This is a genomic window from Bifidobacterium sp. CP2 (genome assembly GCF_018555635.1).
Taxonomy (GTDB): domain Bacteria; phylum Actinomycetota; class Actinomycetes; order Actinomycetales; family Bifidobacteriaceae; genus Bifidobacterium; species Bifidobacterium saguinibicoloris.
Map to the genome: position 1 here is coordinate 165,757 of NZ_JAFEJX010000001.1, position 20,918 is coordinate 186,674.

The 20,918-nt window shown below is 68.9% G+C and carries 17 protein-coding genes; 9 read left to right on the forward strand and 8 right to left on the reverse strand.

Annotated elements, in window-relative coordinates; translation table 11 throughout:
* The first annotated feature begins 111 nt into the window (after positions 1-111).
* Genes glgB through JS531_RS00650 form a run of 3 tightly spaced genes read left to right on the forward strand, consistent with a single transcriptional unit; the run spans position 112 to position 4,202 of the window.
* A complete protein-coding gene (gene glgB / locus JS531_RS00640) occupies positions 112-2,367 on the forward strand; it encodes a 1,4-alpha-glucan branching protein GlgB (protein WP_214311208.1) in 2,256 nt (751 codons plus the stop codon).
* A 27-nt stretch (positions 2,368-2,394) separates the two neighbouring features.
* Positions 2,395-3,129 carry a response regulator transcription factor gene (locus JS531_RS00645; protein WP_214311211.1) on the forward strand — a complete coding sequence of 245 codons (735 nt, stop codon included), beginning with the start codon at positions 2,395-2,397 and terminating at the stop codon, positions 3,127-3,129.
* Positions 3,130-3,137: 8 nt separating this feature from the next.
* Positions 3,138-4,202: a HAMP domain-containing sensor histidine kinase gene (locus JS531_RS00650; protein WP_214311631.1), complete on the forward strand. Its 1,065-nt coding sequence runs from the start codon at positions 3,138-3,140 to the stop codon at positions 4,200-4,202.
* Here JS531_RS00650 and JS531_RS00655 read toward each other — a convergent pair.
* Together JS531_RS00655 and JS531_RS00660 are read right to left on the reverse strand one after the other, a co-directional pair.
* On the reverse strand, positions 4,171-4,995 hold the full coding sequence (locus JS531_RS00655) for a phosphoribosyltransferase family protein (protein ID WP_214311213.1): 825 nt from the start codon (positions 4,993-4,995) through the stop codon (positions 4,171-4,173). The two genes, JS531_RS00650 and JS531_RS00655, sit on opposite strands and share 32 nt — an antisense overlap.
* On the reverse strand, positions 4,995-5,843 hold the full coding sequence (locus JS531_RS00660) for an HAD-IIB family hydrolase (protein ID WP_214311215.1): 849 nt from the start codon (positions 5,841-5,843) through the stop codon (positions 4,995-4,997). The genes JS531_RS00655 and JS531_RS00660 overlap by 1 nt, the downstream gene beginning before the upstream one ends.
* A gap of 112 nt (positions 5,844-5,955) precedes the next feature.
* Here JS531_RS00660 and JS531_RS00665 point away from each other — a divergent pair, with 112 nt between their 5' ends.
* Positions 5,956-6,384: a metallopeptidase family protein gene (locus tag JS531_RS00665; RefSeq protein WP_214311217.1), complete on the forward strand. Its 429-nt coding sequence runs from the start codon at positions 5,956-5,958 to the stop codon at positions 6,382-6,384.
* Between the two features lie 3 nt (positions 6,385-6,387).
* On the opposite strand, the gene JS531_RS00670 is transcribed toward JS531_RS00665, so the two are convergent.
* From JS531_RS00670 to JS531_RS00680, 3 genes are read right to left on the reverse strand one after another with little or no spacing between them, the layout of a single operon-like run.
* Positions 6,388-7,896, reverse strand: coding sequence for a DUF5719 family protein (locus tag JS531_RS00670; RefSeq protein ID WP_214311219.1), 1,509 nt, complete (start codon positions 7,894-7,896; stop codon positions 6,388-6,390).
* Entirely contained in the window at positions 7,893-11,018 is a 3,126-nt protein-coding gene (locus JS531_RS00675) for a glycosyltransferase family A protein (protein ID WP_214311638.1), read from the reverse strand. Before JS531_RS00675 ends, JS531_RS00670 begins: the two co-directional genes overlap by 4 nt.
* A 23-nt stretch (positions 11,019-11,041) precedes the next feature.
* Positions 11,042-11,344 carry a WhiB family transcriptional regulator gene (locus JS531_RS00680; RefSeq protein ID WP_214311221.1) on the reverse strand — a complete coding sequence of 101 codons (303 nt, stop codon included), beginning with the start codon at positions 11,342-11,344 and terminating at the stop codon, positions 11,042-11,044.
* Positions 11,345-11,558: 214 nt separating this feature from the next.
* Here JS531_RS00680 and JS531_RS00685 point away from each other — a divergent pair, with 214 nt between their 5' ends.
* The 4 genes from JS531_RS00685 (at position 11,559) to JS531_RS00700 (ending at position 17,018) form a co-directional block, all read left to right on the forward strand.
* Positions 11,559-12,992 (forward strand): LCP family protein, encoded by a 1,434-nt coding sequence (locus JS531_RS00685; protein ID WP_338024107.1) that lies wholly within the window; start codon positions 11,559-11,561, stop codon positions 12,990-12,992.
* Positions 12,993-13,136: 144 nt separating this feature from the next.
* Positions 13,137-14,606 carry an LCP family protein gene (locus JS531_RS00690; RefSeq protein ID WP_240541966.1) on the forward strand — a complete coding sequence of 490 codons (1,470 nt, stop codon included), beginning with the start codon at positions 13,137-13,139 and terminating at the stop codon, positions 14,604-14,606.
* A 144-nt stretch (positions 14,607-14,750) separates the two neighbouring features.
* A complete protein-coding gene (locus tag JS531_RS00695; RefSeq protein WP_346427744.1) occupies positions 14,751-16,637 on the forward strand; it encodes an FtsK/SpoIIIE domain-containing protein in 1,887 nt (628 codons plus the stop codon).
* Between the two features lie 102 nt (positions 16,638-16,739).
* On the forward strand, positions 16,740-17,018 hold the full coding sequence (locus JS531_RS00700) for a WhiB family transcriptional regulator (RefSeq protein ID WP_003826822.1): 279 nt from the start codon (positions 16,740-16,742) through the stop codon (positions 17,016-17,018).
* Between the two features lie 87 nt (positions 17,019-17,105).
* Here the strand turns inward: JS531_RS00700 and JS531_RS00705 are convergent, their stop codons facing one another.
* Positions 17,106-18,596 carry a PAS domain-containing sensor histidine kinase gene (locus tag JS531_RS00705; protein WP_214311225.1) on the reverse strand — a complete coding sequence of 497 codons (1,491 nt, stop codon included), beginning with the start codon at positions 18,594-18,596 and terminating at the stop codon, positions 17,106-17,108.
* A 212-nt stretch (positions 18,597-18,808) separates the two neighbouring features.
* Here JS531_RS00705 and JS531_RS00710 point away from each other — a divergent pair, with 212 nt between their 5' ends.
* A complete protein-coding gene (locus JS531_RS00710; protein WP_214311644.1) occupies positions 18,809-19,687 on the forward strand; it encodes a hemolysin III family protein in 879 nt (292 codons plus the stop codon).
* Between the two features lie 150 nt (positions 19,688-19,837).
* On the opposite strand, the gene greA is transcribed toward JS531_RS00710, so the two are convergent.
* Positions 19,838-20,317 carry a transcription elongation factor GreA gene (greA, locus tag JS531_RS00715; protein WP_214311227.1) on the reverse strand — a complete coding sequence of 160 codons (480 nt, stop codon included), beginning with the start codon at positions 20,315-20,317 and terminating at the stop codon, positions 19,838-19,840.
* Positions 20,318-20,465: 148 nt separating this feature from the next.
* Positions 20,466-20,870 (reverse strand): FKBP-type peptidyl-prolyl cis-trans isomerase, encoded by a 405-nt coding sequence (locus JS531_RS00720; RefSeq protein ID WP_214311228.1) that lies wholly within the window; start codon positions 20,868-20,870, stop codon positions 20,466-20,468.
* Positions 20,871-20,918: the final 48 nt, after the last annotated feature.

Sequence of the window (20,918 nt, forward strand, 5' to 3'; positions counted from 1 at the left end):
AACCTGAAAAAGTATGCCATACCCCATGGACGTGCCTCCTGGAGCCGCCCGGACGTCCACAGCGACGCGCCACAACCCCGATGAGAACGTTTGTAGCCGTACACTATGGACATGGCTACAAACACGAAGATCAACGAAGATACGTTCGCCGTGCCTGTGAATCAGGGCGACCTCGACCAAGTCAGCAACGCTGAGTTCTACAACCCCCACGGCATCCTCGGCGGGCATCTCGCCGAAGGCGACCATGCCGGGGAGACCACCATCCGCGTGCTGCGGCCGATGGCCGAGAGCGTGACCGTCCTCACCCAGGACGGCGAATACCCCGCCATCCACGAGTTCAACGGCGTGTTCGTCACCGTCGTGCCCGCCGCACAGGGCGAGCACGGATACACGGTGCCGGACTACCGCGTGCGCACCACCTACGCCGACGGCACCACCGTCGTGGAGGACGACCCGTACCGCTACCTGCCCACCATCGGGGAGATGGACACCTACCTGTTCGGCGAGGGCCGCCACGAGCGTCTGTGGGAGGCGCTCGGCGCGCATGTGCGCCGCTATGACGACCCGATGGGCGGCGCGGACGGCACCCCCGGCGAGCAGGTCGTCGGCGTCTCCTTCGCCGTCTGGGCGCCGAACGCGCACGCCGTGCGCGTGATCGGCAACTTCAACTCCTGGGACGGCCGCCGCCACGCCATGCGCGCGCTCGGCTCGTCCGGCGTGTGGGAGATCTTCATCCCGGGCATCGGCGCCGGCGAGGTGTACAAGTACCAGATCCTCAACGCGAACCACGAGTGGGTCGACAAGGCCGACCCGATGGAGCGCTCGCACGAGGTGCCGCCCGCCACCGGCTCCATCGTCGTCGACTCGACGCACGAATGGGGCGACGAGGCGTGGATGGAGAACCGCGAGCAGTCCGACCCCATGTCCAAGCCGGTCGCCATCTACGAGATGAACGCGCTGAGCTGGCGCAAGGATGTCAAGAACTACCGCGAGCTGGCCGACAAGCTCGTGCCGTACGTCTCCAAGCTCGGCTTCACCCATGTGGAGTTCATGCCGCTGGCCCAGTACCCGTTCACCGGCTCCTGGGGCTACCAGGTCACCGGCTACTACGCGGTGGACTCCCGCCTCGGCGGCCCGGACGACTTCAAGTACCTCGTGGACCGTCTGCACGAGGCCGGCATCGGCGTGATCATGGACTGGGTGCCCGCGCACTTCCCGAAGGACGCGTTCGCGCTGGGCCGCTTCGACGGCACCCCGCTGTACGAGGACCCGGACCCCACGCGCGGCGAGCATCCGGACTGGGGCACCTACATCTTCAACTTCGGCCGTCGCGAGGTGCGCAACTTCCTCGTGGCGAACGCCTGCTTCTGGCTGGACGAATACCATATCGACGGCCTGCGCGTCGACGCGGTGAGCTCCATGCTGTATCTGGACTACAGCCGCGAGCCCGGCCAGTGGCATCCGAACATCTACGGCGGCCGCGAGAACCTCGAGGCCATCGACTTCCTCAAGGAGGCCAACGCCACCGCGTACAAGAACAACCCCGGCATCATGATGATCGCCGAGGAGTCCACCGCGTACCCGGGCATCACCGCGCCCACGAGCGCCGGCGGCATCGGCTTCGGCCTCAAGTGGAACATGGGCTGGATGCATGACACCCTCGAGTACCTGCACGAGGAGCCCATCAACCGCAAGTGGCACCACAACGAGATCACCTTCTCCATGGTGTACGCGTATTCGGAGCACTACGTGCTGCCGCTGAGCCATGACGAGGTCGTGTACGGCAAGGGCTCCCTGTACGGCAAGATGCCGGGCGACGGCTGGCAGAAGTACGCCGGCGTGCGCGCCCTGTTCGCCTACCAGTGGGCGCACCCGGGCAAGAAGCTCACGTTCATGGGCAACGAGCTGGCCCAGTGGGGCGAATGGAACCACAACACCTCCATCGACTGGGATTGCCTCGACTGGCAGGACCATGTCGGCGTGCAGGAGATGGTGGCGGACCTCAACGCCTTCTACAAGGAGACGCCGGCCATCTGGAGCCAGGACTTCACCCCGGACGGCTTCCAGTGGCTCACCAGCGACGACGCCGACCACAACACCCTGAGCTTCGTGCGCATCGGCAGCCACGGCGAGGAGTGCGTCGTGGTCGTCAACTTCTCCGGCGAGGCGTGGCAGGACTACCAGGTGGCCCTGCCGCAGGGCGGCAAGTGGACCGAGGTCTTCTCCACGGACGCGAAGAAGTACGGCGGTTCGGGCATCACCAACGGCACGTTCGAGGCCGACGCCGGCGAGTACCACTCGCGCCCCGCCTCCGCGAAACTCACCATCCCCGCGTTGGGCGCTGTATTCTTGAAGCCGGAAGAGTGACCCCGGTCGAAAGGCGGCAACAAGAACATGCTCAACTCCACCGCACGTCAGCAGGCCGCGCCGCGCACGGTGCTGGTCGTCGAGGACGAACCCACGCTGGCCACCGCCATCGCGCAGCGCATCACCGCCGAAGGATGGACGGCGCGCGTCGCGGGTGACGGCGCCAGCGCCGTCCAGGCGGCCACGCAGCTCAAGCCCGATCTGGTGATCATGGACATCATGCTGCCGGTGATGGACGGTCTCGAGGCCACGAAGCGGATCGTGGCGGCGCGCCCGGTGCCGGTGCTCATCCTCACCGCCCGGGACGACGAGGCGGACAAGGTCATCGGGCTCGGCGCCGGTGCGGACGACTACATGACCAAGCCGTTCTCGATGCGCGAGCTCATCGCCCGCTGCAAGGCGCTGCTGCGCCGCGTGGAACGCGCCAAGGTCATCGCGAAGAACGCCGAGAACGAGAAGATCCTCGATTTCGGCTCCCTCGTCATCGACCCCGCGCAGCGCACGGTGAGCCTCGACGGCGAGTTCGTGCACCTGACCCCCACGGAGTTCGATCTGCTCGCCACCCTCGCACGCAAGCCGAAGTCCGTGCTTACCAGGGAGAAGCTTCTCGAGGAGGTCTGGGACTGGGTGGACGCCTCCGGCACGCGTACCGTCGACAGCCATGTCAAGGCGCTGCGTCATAAGCTCGGCCCGAGCATGATCCGCACCGTGCACGGCGTCGGCTACGCGTTCGAACCGCCGGCCGGGAACGACGCCGAGTGAGCGACGGCATGTCCTCCCGGAAACCGCAGCGAGCGGCCGCACGCCACACCGGCGTGCGGCCGCTCGGCATGTTCTCCTCGCTCAAGCTCGAGCTGGGCGCGCTCATCGTCATGTCCACGGCGATCGCGTTCGCCATGTGCTGGTTCCTGCTCAAGTTCGGATGGAGCGGCTGGGTCGCCATGCCGGTCACGCTCGTCGTGGCCCTGGGCATCACCTACGGCTTCTCCCGTGGTCTGACCGCCCGGCTGCGTCAGTTGCGTGACGCCGCCGAGGCGATGGCGGACGGCGACTACACCGTGCGCGTGCCGATCGATGACACCAGCCATGACGAGGTGGGACAGCTGGCCCGTTCCTTCAACGAGATGGCGGCCGAGCTCGAACACGCCGACCGCATGCGCCGCGACATGGTGGCGAACGTGAGCCATGAGCTGCGCACCCCAGTCTCCGCCCTGCAAGCGCAGGTGGAGAACATGGCGGACGGCGTCACCGACCCCACGCCCGCCAATCTGGAGGGCATCCTCAACCAGACGCACCGGCTGAGCGACCTCATCGCGTTCCTGCTCGACCTGAGCCGCATGGAGGCGGGCGCCGCCAGCCTGGAGATCGAGCGCTTCGATTTCGCGGAATTCCTCGACGACACCATCGAGCCGTTGGAGATCGCCGACGGCGGCCACGCGCACGACATCCAGGTGCGGGTGGACGACGGCATCATGATCGAAGGCGACCAGAACCGCCTGCGCCAGCTGTTCACCAACATCATCGGCAACGCGCTCAAGCACTCCCCCGACGGCACGGCGGTGCTCATCGAGGTGCATGAGGACAAGGTGCACGGCACCGTCGTGACGAACGTCGTGAACTTCGGCTCGCAGATCGCCCCGGAATCACGCTCCGACATCTTCCGCCGGTTCGTCAAGGGGAAGACCGGCCCGGGCACCGAATCCGGCGGCACCGGCCTGGGATTGTCCATCGCGCGTTGGGCCGCGCAGCTGCACGGCGGCACGGTGCGCGTGGTCGACGACATGCGCGGCGCCGATTTCGAGATCACCCTGCCGAAATACCATATCGAGGCGTAGCGGCCAGCACGAGGCCCGCCGCCACATGCGCGCCGGCCCGCTCCAACGCCGTCATGCAGGCGCGCATCGTGGCGCCCGTGGTGATGATGTCGTCGACGACGATGACGTCGCGCCCGCGCACCATCGCCCCCTGCCGGACGCGGATCCGCCCCTCCACGCGCGCGGCGCGGTCGGTCGCGCCCGCGGTCTCCACCGACTTGCGCCCGGACAGGACGCCTGCGCGACGGTACTCCAACGCGCGCATGACCTGCGGACGGACGTCGGGACGGCCCACGGAACGCGCAAGCGACCGGACCAGCGGATCGAGGTGCCGTCGGCCGCGACGCCGCAGCGAGGCGCGCGACGAGGGCGCGGGCACGAGCAGCGGCCTGTACGGCCCGCCGGCCGCTACGTGGCAGCCGACGCCACCGACGCCGTCACCGCCCGCTCCGCCGACGTCACCGTCATCACCGTCATCACCCACTCCACCGTGCCCGGCGTCGTCGCACGATCCGTATCCGCAGTCCCCGAGCGCACGGCGCAACGGCTCCCGCAGCAGCCGGGCGAACGGCCGGTCGCACTCCTCGTCGCCGTGGTCCTTCCAGGACAGCACCGCATGCCGGACCACGCCCTCGTACACGGCGCAGGCGTAAACGCGGCACGGCAGACCGGCCGCGGTCCCGACGACGACCGTTCCGTGGAACATGCCGGCGCATGACGGGCACAGGACCTCATCGGGCAGATCGCAGCCGGCGCATCCGCGCGGCAGGACGAGCCCCACCACGTCCCGCCACCAGGCCCCGGCCGCGGACATCACGCACCGTCGCCGTCATGCGCCGCGGTCCGTGCGGCCCGCACGGACCGCGGTATCCGCGGCAGCCTCGCGAGCAGGCCGTCGATGAACCGCAGCGTGTCCGCCGGGCAGGTGACCTCGACACCCATGGCGCCGGCCTGCGCCGCGGGATAATCGTTGCCGCCGGGTCTCATACGGTCGCCGACGAACACGATGTCGCCCACATCCACGCCGGTGCAGGCGGAGAGTTCACGCAGTGCATACGCCTTGTCGATGCCCTTGCCGGCCACGTCCACGCTGGTGTATCCGCCGGCATGCACCTTGAGGTCGGGCAGGTCGCCCGCCACCGCCTCCGCCAAGGCTGCCTTCAGCACGCCGGACGGGTCGAACCGGCGCTTCTCCTCCAACGGCGCCTGCTGGCCCAGCACGGAGAACGTGATCTGCGATCCCCGGTCCTCGATGCGCTCCCCCCATACGCGTTCGAACCACAGGCCCTGCTCCCTCGCGCGGCGTTCGAGGCTGGCACGGGCGCGGACGCGCTGGTCGTCGGTGAGGTCGTGGACGAACACCGTGCGCCATTCCTCGCCGTCCCAACGCCGGTAGCAGGTGCCGCTGGTGGGCATGAGATGCAGACGCCCGAGATCCGCGTCCGGATCGAGCACGTCGAGGATCTGGCTGATGACGAGCTCGTACCGTCCTCCGGTGACCACCGCCACGTCGATGCGTCGGGTGAGTTCGCTGAACCGCGCCGCCATCTCCGGCAGCATCGGCCGTTTCGAGTTGGCCAGCGTGTTGTCCAGGTCGAATCCGATGAGCCGCGCGCGACGGCATAGGACGTCCATGTCCCAGTCGTTCCATGCTCTGATCATCGTCGCCTCCCGCCGGTCCGAACAGCCCGCATGGTACGTATCCTATCGCACGGGCGCGCCGGCCGGTCCCGCCGCGCGGTCCATGCCGCCTCCTTGGCCTACAGTGGGAGGCATGCCTGAAGCCCCTTGGAACGCCAGAGTCTACCGCAACCGTCATGGGCGCGGCGTGCGCACGCCGATGTTCGGCACCCGTCTGCCACGCTACCGCACCCGTTCCGGCATGTTCGACGATCTGGTCGCCTCGCATATCCGTCGGCTGGCCGACGCCTGGCCGGAGCTGGTGCGCCCGGTGCAGTTCGCGGTGGAGGATGTGCCGCCGTCCGATCCCGCCCCGTGGGAGGTCGAGCCGAACGTCAATTCACGGCTGTTCCCGGCCACGCACGGCGCGCCCGCGCGCATCGTGCTGTATCGGATGCCGCTGCAGTCCCGCACGCGGGGGCGTGACGAGCTTCAGTGGGCCATCCGCGACGAACTGGTGATCCGTCTGGGCGAACTGTACGGGCGCAGGCCCGAGGAGATCGACCCCGACTTCGAATGGTGACGGTCAGCGGACGATGCCGTGGTTCTCGACGGAGGCCACGTTCTCCTCGCGCACGGCCAATGCCGTGGGGGTGACGGCGGCGAGACCGGCGGTCTTCGCCGTGTCGAGTCCGGCGCCGGTGAGCCGTACGCCCCAGACGACGGTATCGTCGGCGTCGGCGACGACCACCGCCGATCCGGACGCCTTCATGGTGACGGCGGCGTGGGCCTTGACGGCCACGTCATGCACGTCTCCGGCGTTGCCGTCGGCGTCCATGACGGTGACGTGCGCCGTGGAGTCCGCGTCGCCGGTGTTGGCGAGGACCACGTCGGCGTCGTAGCCGTCCGGCAGGGCGGTGCCGGTGGAGGCGGAGGCGGCCGGCGCGCCGAGCAGCGCGAAGTCCTCCTGTCCGGACGCCCCCGCCCTCACGGCCTTGGTCATGGCGGAGACCTTCGCCCCGGCTTCGACGAGGATGGCGTGCGCGCCCTTGGGCGCGGCGCCGAGGTCGATGACGTCCACGCGGTCGGCGTCCGTCTTGACGGTGCGGATGGCGACGGGCCCGTCGTCGGTCATCCAGGACAGTCGCGTCCGGGTGGCCTTGGCGGCGTGAAGGTAGAGGGTCGTCCGGTCGCCTTCCGCGACGGAGGGGATGGCGACGGTCCCGGACGGCCGCTCGAGCGGCATGGCGAAGTCCGAGCCCTTGGGCGTCAGCCCGTCGGCGGCGAGCGTGCGCACCACGGCGGCGACGGGCGTCGCGTCGCTGGTCACCGTGACGTACAGGCCGTTCTGGCCGGACGCGGCGGCGGACAGGTCGATGGTGGTCTCGGCGTTGGCCTCGACGGTCGTGGAGCCGGCGGTGGCGAGTCCCATGCGTCCGGACCGTTCGCTGCCGGTCACGGCGATGGTCACGCCGGTGGCCTTGGAGGAGGGGTTGGCGATGACGAGCTGCTGCGTCACGCCGGTGGTGGTGGCGGTGAGCAGGAACGACTGGCTGACCGCGGGGGTCGTGCAGGTGCCCGCGGAGATGCCCCGGAGGTCGCCGTCCGAGGCGTGCGAGGCGATGACGCCGGCGTGTCCGGAGCCGACGCCCGCCTGGAGCAGGTTCGTGGAGAGCGTGCGGGAGACGCCGTCGGCGTCCTTGGCCACCATGGCGTCCTCGCGTCCGGCGTTGGCCGGTGCCTCGAGCGTGACGTCGTCGCCCGAGCCGACATCGAACGACGACGCCGTCGAGGCGTAGACGGAACCGAACGCCGCGTAGGTGGCGGTGGTGGCGAGGTCTCCCTCGGAGGCGCGGTAGTCGCTGTCGCCCCAGTCCGTGGAATCCGACAGCCGCATGCGCGCGGGGCAGTACGCGGTCAGACGCTGCTGGACGATGTCGTGGTCCGCGGCGAGCGACGTCCCGGGGGCGTCGACGAGGACGTGCGGCAGGTCGACGACGGCCAGCACGGCGAACGCGCCGATGAGGACGATGCTGGAGATGACGGCGAGGATCACGCGGATCACGCGTTTCGCCGTGGTCATGGTGTTGCTCATGCTTCCTTCCTCTCCTCATCGTCATGCCCGTCCTCGCGCAGCGGCGTGCGGTGCCTTCGGGGTACGGCCACGAGCATGTAGAGGATGACGACGATCCCCAGGCAGGACAGCCATGCCGTACGCCAGGGGCTCCGCTGCATGCGCCGCTGCCATGCGGTGTCCACCGAGACGGTGTTGCCTTCCGCGGCGACGAGGCGATAGTAGGTCCCCTCGGAGGAGGCCACGACGGATTGCGTGCCCTCGGAGGCGGTGATGTTCGTCATGAGACGGTCGGATCCGCTGCCGCCCGCGACGACGTAGATGCCGCCGAAGCCCAGCGAGACGAGCTGGTCCACGGCCTCGCCGTCCTCGTTGGACAGCAGGCGTGCGGCGACGTCGCCGAGCTTGGCGTCCTCCTCGCTGCCCTGCCCGGAGGCCTGGCGGGCGCGCCATGCGGGCGAGGAGTCGATGAGGTCGCCGCGCGAGGTGTGCATCACCGCGTAGTCCACCTCGTTGGCGGAATCGGCGTAGACGGCCAGCACCCGCTGGTCCGGGTCGCGCTGGAGCGCATCCATGGCCACCATCGGCAGACCGGACGAGGTGACGGACGCGCCGCCGGCCGGATGGTGGGCGGCGGCGAGGCCACTCCATGCGACCGTGCCGGCGAGCAGGACCACGCACATCGCGATCCTGCCGATGCGGAACATCGTCCGCGACCGTCCGGCGGACGGACGTTTCCTGCGCCGCTTCCCAGCGTCGTCGGCCGCTTCCGGCCTTCCGGCCCGGGCGGCGATCTCGGCGAACGGCGTGACGGCCCCGCCGGCCGTCAGGCACACGCAGGAGATGGCCCCCATCAGGGCGAGGGACAGGCCGGGCAGCACCGATCCGGCGATGGCGCCATCCACGCCGACGGCGATGGCCACGCGGGACGAGACGAGACTCAACGCGCCGCCGGCGACGATGACCACCCACATCATGCGGGAGATGCGCAACACGGACGGCAGCATGAGCGCGACGACGGCAAGGACGACGATCACGGCGAGCACCGCCATCGTGACCATGCCGAACGGCTGCGCAAGCGTATCGAATCCGAACGCGCGGGCCGTCACGCCGTAGAGGTTGAGCGAGTCGGGCTCACCGTTCGAGGCGACGGACGGGACGGTCATGTCGCCGAACAGCTGGCGCCACTCCCCCGAACCGAAACGCCGCACGGCGTTGGCGAGCGTCGGAGCGACGAGGAGCGCGGCGGGGACGGGCATGAGCAGGAGCATGGCGCGGTGCCGCGGCACGAACAGGAGGAACACGACGAAGATCACGACGAGCGGCAGCAGCAGCTGCGGCTCGGCGGCCACGACTGGCATGAAGCACAGGGACGCGGCCGCGGCCGCCTGCACCGAGGGGCGCGGCCGCACCGGATCCTCGGTGCGGTAGCGGCCGACGGCGCGGAACGTGAACGCGAACGCGGCCGGCAGGAACATCATCACGGTGAGCATGGGCAGGTCCACGTCCGTCGTCAGTCCGGCGGCCATGCCGGACGCCGCCCACAGCAGGCCGCAGGTCACGCGGACCGCGTCGGAGCGGGTGAAGACGCCGGCCAGGGCCCAGAACGACAACGCCGAGACGGGGGCCGCGACGAACAGGATGAGCGAGGTGGCGGCGGCGACATGGCCGCCGGTGAGCAGCGAGGCGACGAGCAGCACCCACAGCCAGGGGGCGGGCGGGACGGACACGCCCGTGCCCACGCCCCACAGCCACTGCGTGGTGGCGGCCTGCGCGACCTGGCCGAGCGTGGCGTCCGTGGGCCACCACCGGTCCGAGACCAGCGATCCGCCGGACAGGGCGGAACGGAACAGCGTCCAATCCAACGCGACCACGGTGCCGAAGGCGACGGCGGCCATGAGCACGGCAAGCAGCCAACGTCTGAGCAGCCTTCCACGCAGATGCGCGCGCACCAGCGGGCCGAGCAGCACGGTGCCGCGCTGGTCGAGGAGCGCGCGGCGGCGTTCCCTCCACCGCGCGATCTGGTCACGGCCGGCGGTGAGCATGGCCATCTGCGCGCGGGAGGCGGCGTTGCCGCGGGCCACGGCGCGGCGCGCCCTGCCGGAGCCGGGGATGCCGGCCAGGGCCCGCCATGGCATGCACAGGCGGCACCAGGCCTCGTACGGCTGCTTGCCGACGAGCAGCGCCAGCGCGCCGGCCAGCGAGGCGACGAGCGACCAGAGCCACGTGAGAGGCCACATGGCCATGGGGATGTCGGTGTAGCGGTAGCGCTGCCACGCGTCCATCACGCGCATGGCCGGGTTCACGGCGTCGTCGGCGTCCACCGGCCTGCCGGCCCGGGTGCGCAGCCCCTCGTACCGCGCCCGGCGATGCGCCACGCGGGCGCCGGGGACGACCACCACGCGTCCGCCTCCGCGGCAGATCCTGCGGCAGAGGTCGGCCCCTTCGGCGAACGTGCCCAGCCAGGCGGTCACCCCGGACGTGGCCGCGAGGGTCTCCACCGGGATCAGCGCGCCGGCCAGCGAGACGGCGAACACGTCGGCGCGTCCGTCGTACTGCTCCTGGTCCGGTTCACCGTCCACCACCAGCGTGTTGATGCCGTGTCCGGAGGCGTAGGCGCCCACGCCGTGCAGATTCTCCCCGGACCAGTCGAGCTGCTTGGCGCCCAGCAGCGAGGCGCCGGGCGTGTTGCGCATCGCCTCGACGAGCCGCTCGAGGCAGCGCTCGTCGGCCGGGCGTGAATCGTCGTGCAGCACCCACAGGGCGCGCGTGGAGGCGTCGAGATGCGCATAGGCGAGCGCGCGGCGCACGGCGTCGCCGAACGACCGCGCCCCTTGCGCGCGCACCAGCCGCACGCTGACGTTCATGGGCTCGGGCACTCGCTCGAGCGGCTCATGGGAGGCGGCGATCACCTCGAACGAGGTCTGGACCGGCTGGGCGGTGCCGCCCGTGCAGTCCGCCACCACGATGACGCCGGGCAGCGTGGTCTGCCGCAGCACCGCGGCGAGCGTGTCCGGCAGGAAGCGCAGGTCGTCCTCCACGCAGATGACGGCTGCCACCCCGGGTTCCACGCCCTGGCTGTGGGAATAGGGACGGGCGGACAATGCGTCGGCCAACACCTGACGCACGCCGCCCGTCTCCATGGTTGTCTCGTCCGGTTCCTGGCTCAAACCTGCTCCTTGCGCATCTTCTTGTACCTTCGCCGTTCGCGTTCGCTCATGCCGCCCCAGATGCCGAAGCGTTCGTCATGGTCGATGGCCCATTGGAGGCATTGCTCGCGCACCTCGCACTGCGCGCATACGCGCTTCGCGTCCCTGGTGGATCCACCCTTCTCCGGGAAGAACGCCTCGGGGTCGGTCTGCGAGCACAACGCCTTATGCTGCCACGATACATCCTCGTCCGGCGGGAACAGCCCCCACAGCAGCTCCCCCAGCGAGCCGTCGGCGGAATCGTCCGACATCCCCCTCATGCGCGTCTTCCTTCCTGCCGTCGGTGTTTCGCCGTCCTTCGCCACTAGATTACACACTTGCGTTTTCCTTTTTGTCAAGTCATGCCGTGTCAATACCACGCTTCGGAGCGACTTGTGCTATGTGTCCGGACGCCGGGTCCACCGCGTTCAGGTTTCTTTTCGCTTGCCTGCCGTACAATCGTCATGTTCCAGCCCCTACAGGAAGGTATTCAGCGTGAGCTCGAGACGATCCGCCGCAGGTGTGCCCAATCTCAACGGATGGGAGGACGCCGCGCCCCGGCACGGCACCGCGTACCGCGTGCAGCATCGCGTGCGCAACGTCATCGTGTGCGTGGTGGCGGCCCTGCTCACGTTCGCAGGCACCGCCTCGGCGTCCACGCTCCTGGACATCCAGCACACGATCAACAGCAGGTCGACGGATGTGATCGGGCAGGACGGCAAGACCGCCGACGTCTCGGTGGTCGACCCGAACGCGGGCAAGCCCATCAACGTGCTCGTGCTCGGCCAGGACACGCGCGAGGGCGCGGGCAACGCGGCGGTCGGCGGCGAAGGCGCGGACCTCGCCGCGAACCATCAGGCGGACACCACCATGGTCGTGCAGATCGCGGCGGACCGTTCGTACGTCAACCTGGTCTCCATCCCGCGCGACTCCATCGTCGACGTCCCCAGCTGCACCACCACGAACGGCACGATCGGCGCGCAGTACGACGTGATGTTCAACTCCATCTTCGCCACCGCCTACCAGCGCGCCGGCAACCTCTCCTCCGCGGCCAGCTGCACGATGAACGCGGTGAACTCGCTCACCGGTCTTGACATCCAGAACTTCATCGTCGTGGACTTCAACGGCCTGAAGACCATGATCGACGCCGTGGACGGCGTGGACCTGTGCATCCCGTCCGACGTCAACGACCCCAACACCGGCGTGGACCTCGCCAAGGGATGGCACCACCTGGACGGCATGGCCGCCACCCAGTACGCACGTCTGCGGCACGGCGCCGGCGACGGGTCCGACATCCAGCGCACCACGCGTCAGCAGTATCTCGTCAAGCAGCTGCTCCAGCAGGCGCTCAACAAGAACATGCTCACCCAGTCCGGCCAGCTCTACCAGCTCGCCAAGGCCGCGCTGAAGTCGCTCAACATCTCCAAGGGCCTCGCCAACACCACCACGCTGGCCGGTCTCGCCATGAGCATGAAGAGCCTCGACACCTCGCACCTGTATGCGCGCACCGTGCCCGTCACGTCATGGGCCCGCGACCGCAACCGCGTGGTGTGGACCGCCGACGCGGACACGCTGTGGGCGAAGATGCGCAACGACACGCCGTTCGTCGAGCAGCAGGCGTCCTCCGGGGATTCCGGTTCCTCCTCCGACGCCAACGACTCGTCCGACGCCAACGGTTCCGACCAGCAGTCCGACACCTCCTCCCAGACGTCCGGCTCCCAGGATTCCACGGACAATTCCGGGCAGCAGTCCGAATCCTCCAAGCAGATCAGCTCCACCATCACCGAGGACGCCTCCGGCAACTACATCGACGCGAGCACCGGCGGCGTCATCGACAAGGACACCGGCATCATCAAGGACGCCACGACCGGCCTGGTGATCGGCATCTCCGAGGACTACCTCAACAACGTGGCGTGCAAGGCAAGCTGACCCGCCCGGGCACATGACCGGCACCGGTCCTGCGCCGGTCATGTGCCGGAAATGAGAAAATCCGCGACGCCCCGCCACCACGGGGCCGGTTATGTGCAACAGTTGCAGAAGTTTTCAAGCGACTGTGACTGATCGGGAGGCGGCATGACTCTGGAAGGCGATGGGATGGGCTCGCAGGCGACTCCGCCCAGCTTCATTCCCGCCGGATCGCGTCGACGTCCGCCCGCCGCCCCGTCCGTCCCCCACGTCGGAATCTCCTCCGACGCCGATACCGGTGACGGCGACATGCGCCGCGTCGCCGTCCCCCGCTCATCGTCGGCGGCCTCCCGTCGCGAGACCGCCGTCCCCCCAAGCTTCACGCCGCCCACGCAGCGTCGTGCCGGCGAACGCCGCGTGCCGCAGCCGTCGCAGCCGACGTGCGCGGCGCAACCGGCGTCGTTCACGCCGCGCACGTCGTCGTCGCATCGCGACGCGGCCGTCTCCGCACGGACCCGGAACCCGCGCGTAGCGGGATCGCAGCGCGGCGCCGGCCTCGAAGACGCGCTTCCGGCCCGCCCCACCCGACGCTCCGCCGGCTCCACCAGCGTCGCCTCCATACCCACGGATGCCGATTCCCGTCTGCCCCGACGCCGCACGGCACGTCCGATGAGGCCGCGGCATGCGGGACGGACGGCGCTCGTCGCAGTGGCCCTGCTCCTCGTCGCGCTGGCGCTGGCCGTGTTCGGCGCATGGAACTGGGTGGACTCCCGCCTCAACAAGGAGTCGGGCTGGCTCACCGGCTCAGCGAACACGCACGGCGAATCATGGCTCATCCTCGGATCGGACGAACGCGACGGCACCACGGGCGGCAGCGCGGACGACACGCCGGGCTTCCGCACCGACACCATCCTGGTGCTCACCAAGCCGAACAACGGCGCGAGCTCACTGATCTCCATCCCCCGCGACTCCCTCGTCCAGGTGGACGGCACGTACATGAAGATCAACGCCGTGGCGCAGATGGACGGCGGCAAGGCGCTGGTCTCCACCGTGGAGCGGATCACCGGACAGAACATCGACCACATCGCCAAGATCAAGTTCGGCGGCCTCAAGCACGTGGTGGACGCGATCGGCGGCGTCGAGCTGTGCTACGACCAGACCGTCAACGACGCGAAATCCGGTCTCGACTGGACCGCGGGATGCCATGTCGCGGATGGCGACACGGCCCTGGCGTTCTCCCGCATGCGCTACTCGGACGCGAACGGCGACTTCGGACGCGCCCAACGCCAACGCCAGGTCATCGCCGCCATCGTGAAGAAGGCGTCGTCCAAGGAGGTGCTGGCGAGCCCGCCGACCGTCACGAAGACCGCGGACGCCGGCCTGGCCGCGCTGACCGTCGACGACAAGACCAATCCGCTCACGCTGCTGGACATGGCGTTGGCGTTCAAGGCCGCCACCGGGTCCAAGGGCATCACCGGCTCCGTGTACTGGACGAACCCGGACTATCAGGTGAGCGGGGTCGGTTCCTCGGTGCTGCTCGACGACAGCCGCAACACCGAACTGTTCTCCGAACTCGCCGCCGGCACGCATGCGGCGGGGACGGTGGGCACGCTCGCCGAATCCCAACAGTCGTCCTGACGGCGGCGACCCGTTCCGCCGCATTCCCCTCATACGCCGTCCCTCATATGCCGCCCCACGAGGATGTGAAGATTCCCGGGGGCTCTATCCACATCACCCGTTCGGCCTTGCGCCGCCTGTGTCATGGCGGTCACAGTGGACGCCATGACACGGGAACCAAAGAACCGCACTCCACGCAATCGGACACGCGCCTCACGCGACCGGACCACGCCACGCGACCGCGAGCGCACACTCGCCATGCTCGCAGCCGCGGTGCCACTGGCCGCGCAGGCGGTCATGCTCGTCATGCTGCTGGCCATGCGCCGGTGGCTGTATGCCGCCATGCTGGCGCCCATGATCATCGGCTGCGCCGCCATGCTGCTGCTCCAGCGGATGCGCGCCGCGTCCGCCTCCGGCTCCGGACCGCCGGATTCCGCGACGGCGGGCGGAACGGGAGGGTCGTCGGGCCGTGCCGGGCCTCCCCTCGACGACCATACGCGGCTGGATCTCCTGCATCCATGCGTGCTGGAGGATCTGCTGGGACTGGACGCGGCGCGCGATCCGCTGCCTTGGCGCACCGTGGTACGGCGATGGCTGGAGCCTCCGGGATTGGACGTCCCCGTGGGCGTCGATCTCGACGGCGTGTTCCGTCTCGATCTGGGCAGACAGGGGCCGCACGCCCTGGTGGCGGGAACCACCGGTTCGGGCAAGTCGGTGCTGCTGCAGAGCTGGTGCCTGGCCATGGCGTGCCGCAATCCGCCGGATGCGCTGCGGTTCGTGTTCCTCGATTTCAAAGGCGGTGCGGCGTTCAGGCCGTTGGCGCGGCTACCCCATTGCGTGGGCAACGTGTGCGATCTGGATCTGGCACATGCGAAACGGGCGCTGCATGCCATCGAGGAGGAGCTGCGACGCCGTGAGCGTCTGGTGGCGTCGAGCGGTGCGCCGGATGTGGCGTCGATGCCGGAGGGGTTGGCGCCGCCGCGCATGGTGGTCGTGGCCGACGAGTTCCACGCGCTGCGCGACCAGTTGCCCGACGTGGTGGACCGGCTGGTGCGCATCGCCTCGCTGGGGCGCGCGCTGGGCATGCATGTGGTGGCGTGCACGCAGCATCCGTCCGGCCAGGTGGGTGCGGATATGAAGGCGAACATGTCGTTGGGGCTGTGTCTGCGCGTGCGCGACGCGTTGCAGTCGACGGAGCTCATCGGTTCGGCGAAGGCGGCGGCGATCCCGCCGTCCCTGCCCGGGGTGGCGTATGCGAACGACGGCGAGCGGGTGACGGCGTGGCGGTGCGCCGCCGCGGACGACATCGGATGCATCGTGGATGCGGTGCGGGCCGCCGCCGTGTTCGAGGGGTCGGTGCCGCCGCCTGCGTTGTTCACCGCTCCCCTGCCCCGCGTGGTGCGAGCGTTGGAGGCGGCTTCCGCGCGGGATGCGGTGCCGTTCGCGCTGCGCGATGACGGCGTGCGGCTGTCGACGGCGTTCCTGCCGCTGCTGCGCGGCAATGTGGGCGTGTTCGGGCAGCATGGCCGTGGCAAGTCCACGCTGCTGTCGCATGTGGAGCATCGAATCGTGGCGCTGGCGCGCGAGTGCGGCGGGTTCGCGGTGCGGGTCACGTCATGCGGTCCCTGCGGTCCGGTCACCCGCGACGTGCATGTCGCCCCGGTCCAAGGCGCGTTCCCGTCCGGCGGCCCGCCCCCGTCTCCGCCACGTCGCGTGTGGATCGTCGACGACGCCGGCCCGCTGTTCGATCCGTTCGGGGACGACCCGCTGTGCGCCGAGCTGCGGGAGGCGTTGTCCGACCGGCGGGTCACCGTGGTGTTCGCGGCGGAGACGACCCGTCATGTGCGGGTTCCGGAGCATTGCGCGGTGCGCGTGGTGTTCCCCACCGGCGACCGCGCCGTCGACATGATGAACGGCGTGCCCGGCGACCTGTGGTCGTCGTTCGGTCCTGACGACATGGCGCTGCCGGGCCGCGCGGTGCTGGTCGACGGCGCCAGGGCGTGGGCCGTGCAATGCGCGTCCGGCACGCCCGCCCGCGCGGGGGCGCCATGAACCGCCGGCGTCTTCTTTGCGCGAAAGTCTTGAAAAAGACCATCGAACGTGCTTATGTAGTACAGGACACGATTGTTGGTATCGGATTGGAGTATGACGACGATGAGCAGTGCATTTGATTGGCGTGCCAAGGCTGCGTGCCGTGACAAGGATCCGGAATTGTTCTTCCCGGTGGGCAACACCGGCGCCGCCTACCAGCAGATCGAGGAGGCCAAGGCCGTGTGCCGCACCTGCAAGGTGATCGACGCCTGCCTCAAGTGCGCTCTGGACACGAACCAGGATTACGGCGTGTGGGGCGGCCTGAGCGAGGATGAGCGTCGTCAGCTCAAGCGCAAGGCCATGCGTCTGCGCCGCTCCCAGGCCATGCAGATGCAGATCTGACCATTCCGGTCTTTCGGAAGGAAAAAGCCTCGGCCCTGTTCAGGGCCGAGGCTTTTCTCGTAGTGCGCGGTCACTCCGTGCCGCGCGTCACTCCGACTGCGCGGCGCGCAGCGTCATGTCGAGGACCACGCGGGTGCCGCCGCCGCGACGCGGCTCCCAGTGCACGGTGCCGCCGAAGTCGTTGGTGACGAACGTGTTGATGATCTGCGTGCCCAGTCCCGAGCCCGAGGAGCGGGCCATGCCGCCCTGCGCCTCGGTGTCGAGGCCGGTGCCGTTGTCTTCGACCACCACGTTGAGGTTGGAGCCGGAGCGGCCCACGGAGATGGTGATGCGCCCCTCCTTGCGGCCTTCGAACCCATGCTCCACGGAGTTCGTGATGAGCTCGGTGAGCACGAGGGACAGCGGCGTGGCGTCCTGGGCGGGCATCATGCCGAATTTGCCGACGAAGTCGATGTCGATATGCTGGTCCCTCATGGAGGCCACGTCCACGGCCATCTTGAGCAGTCCGGCGATCACGTTGTCGAAGTCCACCACCTCGTCGACCGTCTGGCTCAGCCCCTCGTGCACCATGGCGATGGTCTGCACGCGCCGCTGCGCCTCCTTGAGCTCCTTCTTGACCTCCTCCGACTTGGTCTTGCGCGCCTGGAGGCGCAGCAGGGCGGAGACGGCCTGCAGGTTGTTCTTCACACGGTGGTGGATCTCGGAGATGGCCGCGTCCTTGGTCTGCAGCTCCTGCTCCCGTCGGCGCAGTTCGGTGACGTCACGGCACAGCACGATGCCGCCGGTGCGCCCGTTCATGTCGCACAGGGGCAGCGAGCGCACGGATACGGCGGAGCGGTTCGTGGTGATCTCGGAGTCCACGGCCGCCTTGCCGCTGAGCACGAGCGGCAGCTGCTCGTCGACGATCTCGTCGTGTTCGTGCAGCAGGTCGGCGCCGAGCTCACTCAGGTAGTGGCCCTGCATGGTGGTGAGCAGTCCCAGCCGGCGGAAGCAGCTGATCGCGTTCGGCGAGGCGTAGCGCACGATGCCGTCCAGGGTGAGGACGATGAAGCCGTCGGCCACGCGTGCCATGTGGCGCTGGCTCATGACGGAGTCCGAGTAGGGGAACTGCCCGCGGGGGATCATCTCGTAGAGCTGCTTGCCGGCGTTGATGCTTTCGGATTCGTAGCGGCCGTTGGATTCGCGCGTGGCCATGTTCGTCTCGCGCACCACCAGGCCGAGGGTCTTGCCGTTGTGGCGCACGGGCGCGTACACGTTGCACACGGTGGATTTGCCGACGGTGCGCAGCACGGTGGAGCGGAACACCACCGCGGATTCCATGGCGGCGTCGAGTTCGCCGGTCATGGCCTCGGGCATGACGTCGCCGACGACGTCGTCGGTGCGCAGCGTCATGACGGTGGAGGGGCGGCATTGTTCGGCCACCACGTAGCGTCCGTCACCGTTCTGCATGATGAGCAGCAGGTCGGCGAAGCTCAGGTCGGCGATCACCTGCCAGTCGGCGACGAGCTGGTGCAGCCATTCGCGGTCCCGGTCATCGAGGTCGGGCCGCGTCGCGAGGATCTGTGAGAAATCTGCCATGGTCTCCATCATACGCAGGGCACGGGTCTTGCGTCCGAGGCCCGGCGGACCGCCCTTCCGGACGGCGTCGCCGGCGACGCCGCGGGGCGTCCGTTGACGGTGGGGCTTGACTTTGCCCATGCTTACGCTATCGTAAGTTACGGTAACGTAAGTTAGTCTTTCGTCAAGACGGCCGGAGGGCCGGGACGAGTCCGGAGGGGATGTCAGACATGATGACGGACGACGATATCAAACGGAAGCGTCAGGCGGTCGTCGACGCGCGCGAGCAGGCGCTCAAGGCCAGGGCGGACGCGGCGCGCTCCCGCGCCGAGCTCAAGGCGCAGGAGATCCGGCTCAAGGCCGAGGCCAAGGCCAAGCGCGTCATCGCCAAGGGCGAGGCCAAGGCCGCGAAGCTGGAGGGCGTCCCCCCGGAGAAGGTGGCGCGCAAGGTCCGTCTGGACGTGCATGGACGTCCCAAGCCGGCCATGCGTGGCTGGATCCACGCCGTGGCGTCGCCGCTGTCCCTAGCGGCCGGCATCGTGCTCATCTGCCTGGCGCAGGGCGCGGGCCTCAAATGGGCGTGCGCCGTGTTCATGACGAGCTCCCTGGTGCTGTTCACCAACTCCGCCTGCTACCATCTGGGAGACTGGAGCCCCGGCGTCACGGACGTGCTGCGGCGCATCGACCATGTGAACATCTTCCTGCTCATCGCCGGCACGTACACGCCGGTCTCGTTCGCCCTGCAGCCGTTCTGGCGCGACTTCATCATCATCTCGATGTGGGCGTGCACCGCGGTGGCGCTCGTCATCCACGTGATCTGGATCAACGCCCCGCGATGGCTGTACACGGTGGTGTACATCGTGTTCGGCATCTACGGCCTCGCGTTCATGGCGCTGTTCTGGACCTCGCCGTACGCCGGCCCCGCCGTGGTGATCCTGCTGTGCGCCGGCGGCGCCTGCTACATCCTCGGAGCCATCGTGTACGCGCTGCGCAAGCCGGATCCATGGCCGCGCGTGTTCGGCTTCCATGAGATCTTCCACTGCGGCACGGTGGCCGGATACGCCTGCCACATGGTGGCGATCTACATGGTGATCGTGGCGCTGTGGATGTAGCGTCCGCGGACGCCGCTTGACGGCCGCGGACGGTCCGCCGGCGGCCCCTATACCCATATATGACGAAGCCCTCCTCACTGGGATGCGGAGGGCTTCGTCATATCTTCCCGAACGCCCGGGAGACCCGGAACGCCCGGAACGGCCGATGGCTCACACCAGCGGCTTGGACTCCTTGATGGTCACGGAGATCTCGCGGCCGTTCGGGGCCTGATAGGTCACCGTGTCGCCGGCGGACGCGCCGTTGATGGCCGCGCCCATCGGCGATTCGGGGCTGATGATGTCATGGTCGGTGGCGATGGACAGGTCGCGCGTGCCGAGCACGAAGACGCGTTCACGGCCCATCACCTCGAGCGTGACGAGGGAGCCGTCGCCCACCTTGCCGGCCGGCGGAGCGGTGAGGATCTTGGCGTTGCGCAGCTTGACGGTGAGCTCGTCGATGCGCCCCTGGTTGACGCGCTGCGCCTCGCGGGCGGCCTGGTAGCCGCCGTTCTCGCTCAGATCGCCCTCCGCACGCGCGGCGGACACCTTGGAGAGGATCTCGTCGCGGTATTCGCCCTCACGCCAGGCGAGCTCCTCCTTCATCTTGTCGTATGCCTCCTGCGTGAGCAGGATGGTCTTCTCTTCGCTCATAATCGGTTTTCCTCTCGTTGGTTCGGATGGTCATAACCGTCCGGACGACGTCGGACGACGCCGGACGGCCTTGCGCCGCCATATGCGAAAGCGCCGGATCGGAGCTCCGGCGCCTGCGGCGGTCATGTGACGGACGGTGTGCGTCCGGTCAGCGCGTGGAGATGATGTCGATGACGAACACCAGCGTGTCGCCGCCGCCGATGCCCGCCTGGGGCACGCCGCGGGAGCCGTAGCCGTACTCCGGCGGGATGGAGACGACGAGACGGGAGCCGACGTTGTGGCCCGGCACGGTCTGGTCCCAGCCCTTGATGACCTGGCCCACGCCGATGCCGAAGCTGGCCGGCTGGTGGCGGTCGAAGCTGGAATCGAACGGCTTGTCGCCGCCCCACACCACGCCGTGGTAGTTCACGGTGACGGTGTCGCCGCGGCGCACCATCGGGCCGTCGCCCTCGACGATCTCGACGGCCTTGAGACCGGCCGGCGGTTCGGCGGTCGGGAACTCGATGACGGGCGTGGTGCCGAATTCGGCCTGCACGATGGGCATATCAGCCATGGTTGCCTCCTTGACGCATGCTGCTTACGGACATAATGCCGCTCATAT